Raw genomic sequence first — 3,392 nt, forward strand, 5'->3', positions numbered from 1 at the left:
GTGCGGGATTAGCTCTTTCTCACGCTTCGCCCACGCGCCGTCAATCCTGGCCTGTAGCAAAGCGAGGATTCGTTTCAGGGTCGGGGCGTAGTCGGAATATTTCTTCGGCTGGTGCTTCATGTAGGCCCGCAGGGCGGCGGCCTTGTTCGCCTTGCGTGGGTACGGCGGCCAGAAGTGGGAATCGAATCGAGCCCGCCAGCGCTTCGTCCGGGTGGCTTTGCTCGGTTCGCCGTTCGACGGGACCAATTCCAGCGTGGGTCGCGGGTCCGGTTTCGGACACGTGACCGTATCTTTCGATCTTCCCGATAGGGAAGTCGATCCTCTCCTGTCCTGTCCTCTCCTCTCCTGTCCTGTCCTCTCTACCCAGTCAAGCGCGTCATCCTTGGTAGCGTGAACTTGCAAGAAACCTTGATATATCAACCCCTCAACGGAACCTTGGCGAGACCATCCCGCCAGCTTGGCGATAGCTTTCCGACACCTTGGCGCTACCCCGCCGTGGGCTCCGAGCACCCTTAGCGTGTGGTACCAGCAGGCTTGGTCACGGAGTGGCAACCCCATGAGGTCAGCATCCATGCGGGTTTCGATACGCACCCACGCCCGCGGAGCGGTCGGGCCGTCTTTGAGTAGGGTCTGGAATTTCCACCATGAGCGGGCGGTAAGATACTGGCCGGGTTCGATCGGTGGGATCTTGGGCTGGTCTGCCATCTACGCTCCCGTTGATGTCGGTTCGGGGCAGGCGACGGCATCAACTCCGCCACCGCCCCTCACCGGGAGAGCCCCCCCGGAAGGGAACCCACCCATTCTATCACACCGGCTCGATGTTTTCGCGGTCCTCGCGGACGGTGCGGTGGAGAACAAACCGCATCGCCACCGCCGCGACCTGTAGCGCCTCACGCCTCGCCGCCTCCAGGTCGTTCGCGTGGACGGCCTGCTCGAACTCGTTGAACTCCTCGAGCAGCACGCCGAGGGTCTCATGGGAACTCGCCGGCCTGCCCCATCGACGGTCAGCGCGTTCGACTTCGAGATTGAGGTCCATGTAGTTCATATGAGCCGCCCCTGTTTCGCGCTGGCCTCGGCGGCTTTCATGTTCTCGATCGCTGCCGTCCAATACGAACGCTTCAATTCGATACCAACGAACTGCCGCCCGGTCTGGATTGCAACGTACCCCTCGGAGCCGATACCAGCGAACGGGGATAGCACTAGATCCCCTTCGTTCGTCCATAGTTGCATCGCCCGTTCGATCACGTCTAACTGTAGCGGGCAGATATGGCGCTCGTCTCGGTTGTCACGGCCCGCGGCGGCTTGCAATGTCCGGGTCGCATCAATGTCCATCCACACTGGCGAGGCGTACCGCTGCCAAATGTCGATAGAGAGCTTTCCGCTCTGGACAAACGAGCCCGGCTCGCCGACGTATTCGTCTAGTTCGCCCTCGACAGGCTCGGGATTGTCGCCGGGTTTCCGCATCGTTACGAGGTAGTCCGCGATGCCCTGCCGAGACATACAGCTATCCTTGACGATCTGCTTATGGAGCAGCCCGAGCGCCTTCGTTCGCTGCATCGCGACGACGGGGTTTTTCCAGATGCACACCTCGGAGTGATAGATGAAACCCTCCGAGCAGAACAGCCGGATTAACTCCCCTCGGAAGTCTCGGATGCCGATAACGCCGTCCCTCGCCTTCGACGTCGGTAGGTTCATGCAATGGAACGAGAGCAGCCGCCCGGGTTTCAGTACCCGGTACAACTCTTTGACGGCGTATCCGAAGTGCTGAATGAAGTCGGCATCGCCGGTACAGTTCCCCATGTCCTCGGTCAGATCGGAGTAGACGTAGAGGCTCGAAAACGGCGGAGAGAACACGCTGTAGTGGATCGAATCGGAGTCGACCGACGCGAGATGATCCACACAATCCCCGAGGATCAATTCCCACCCGGGGCCCGCTGCGCGGTCAGACTCGGCCCGCTCGCGGACGCGGCGCCCGTCCTTGATGTTCTCCTCGTTGTACCCGTGCATATGCTCCACCATCTTTTCCGCCATCAGTTCGGCATCCTTTTCTTTGCGTTGAATGTTACTAACGACTGCGCCCTCGGCGTCGGATGTTACGACGTAAACATGGACGGCGGACTCCTGCCCGAACCGCCAGCATCGCCGCACCGCCTGATAATACTGCTCGTAAGAATCCGACAGTCCGACGAACGCGACGTTCGCGCAATGTTGCCAGTTCATACCGAACCCGGCGATACTCGGTTTCGTGACGAGTACGCGGATCTTGCCATCGGAGAACCCGAGCATCGAATCGGTCTTATGCTCGCGGGTATCCGATCCCTTCACTTCCACCGCGCCCGCGATGGCCTTTGTTAGCGCCGCGCTTTCCGCGTTGAGGTCGCACCATACGAGCCACGGGCCCTCGATCGCGTTGACTAACTCGGCAGTCTCCGCGACCCTCGCATCAAGGCTAGCCTTCCGCGCCTGCCTGCGTTCGAGTAGGCTCATCGCCTGCTTATGAAAAAGCATCCCGCTTGACGCTGGCCCGCCGACCGATCGCTGAGATACTTCCAGGGGTGGAAGCGTGAAATTCCCGTCGCAGTATCCGAGGTCGGACGGCTTGCGAATCATCACGGCCCACGTACAAAGCCAGCGCCAGAACTCCGAATCGGCGTGGCCTTTCAGTCGCCACTTCTGCGTTTCGCTGCCATCGTGGACGAAGAACATCGAGAGCATTTCCGTCCGCGACATTGCCCCGATGAACTCGGCATGATTCCCGAGTTCCATATGATCGTTAGGTGCCGGGGTTGCCGTGCATGCTAGACGGAACTGGACGCAGCCGAAGTCGCTAATGATCTGATTTCGGATCTTGCCGGTGTAAGATTTCAGGATCGAGGATTCGTCCAGAACGATCCCGGTTAGGTCCCCCGGATCGAATCGGTCGATCATCTCGTAATTGGTGATCGTGACGCCGTCCGATAGTTCACCGTCCCGGCTGTACGTAACATCGACTCCGAACTTTGTACCCTCGCGGATCGTCTGCTGAGACACCGCGAGCGGGGCAACGATCAGCACGCGGCCCGGTACGTGTTTCGCCCATTCAAGTTGCATCGGGGTCTTACCGAGACCGCAGTCGGCGAAGATCGCCGCCCGTCCCCGCTTCAACGCCCATCGGGTTATGTCCCGCTGGAAGTCGAATAGCTGGGGGTTCAGTGTCGGCGGGTCCGGTATCCCCGTTGGAGAGTCGTGGGCAAACTTCGACTCAATGAATTCCGCATATTCCATAGGCTCACCTCCTATCGTTCAATCGTAGCCCAAACCACCATAGGCCGCCCGAATCGAGACGGCCGGCGCGAACTCACGGGCACGGGTTCACCGGGTCATCCCAGCAACAAATAGCGTCGGGGTCGCAA

2 protein-coding genes are annotated in these 3,392 nt (G+C 60.1%); both read right to left on the reverse strand.

Going from position 1 to position 3,392, the window contains the following annotated elements; all coding sequences use genetic code 11:
* Positions 1–805: 805 nt before the first annotated feature.
* Positions 806–1,045, reverse strand: a complete 240-nt coding sequence (locus GY725_03345) for a hypothetical protein (protein MCP4003209.1) — start codon at positions 1,043–1,045, stop codon at positions 806–808.
* Positions 1,042–3,090 carry a helicase gene (locus tag GY725_03350; GenBank protein ID MCP4003210.1) on the reverse strand — a complete coding sequence of 683 codons (2,049 nt, stop codon included), beginning with the start codon at positions 3,088–3,090 and terminating at the stop codon, positions 1,042–1,044. The genes GY725_03345 and GY725_03350 overlap by 4 nt, the downstream gene beginning before the upstream one ends.
* Positions 3,091–3,392 lie beyond the last annotated feature (302 nt).

It is taken from the genome of bacterium (genome assembly GCA_024226335.1).
In the GTDB taxonomy this organism is placed as follows: Bacteria; Myxococcota_A; UBA9160; order SZUA-336; family SZUA-336; genus JAAELY01.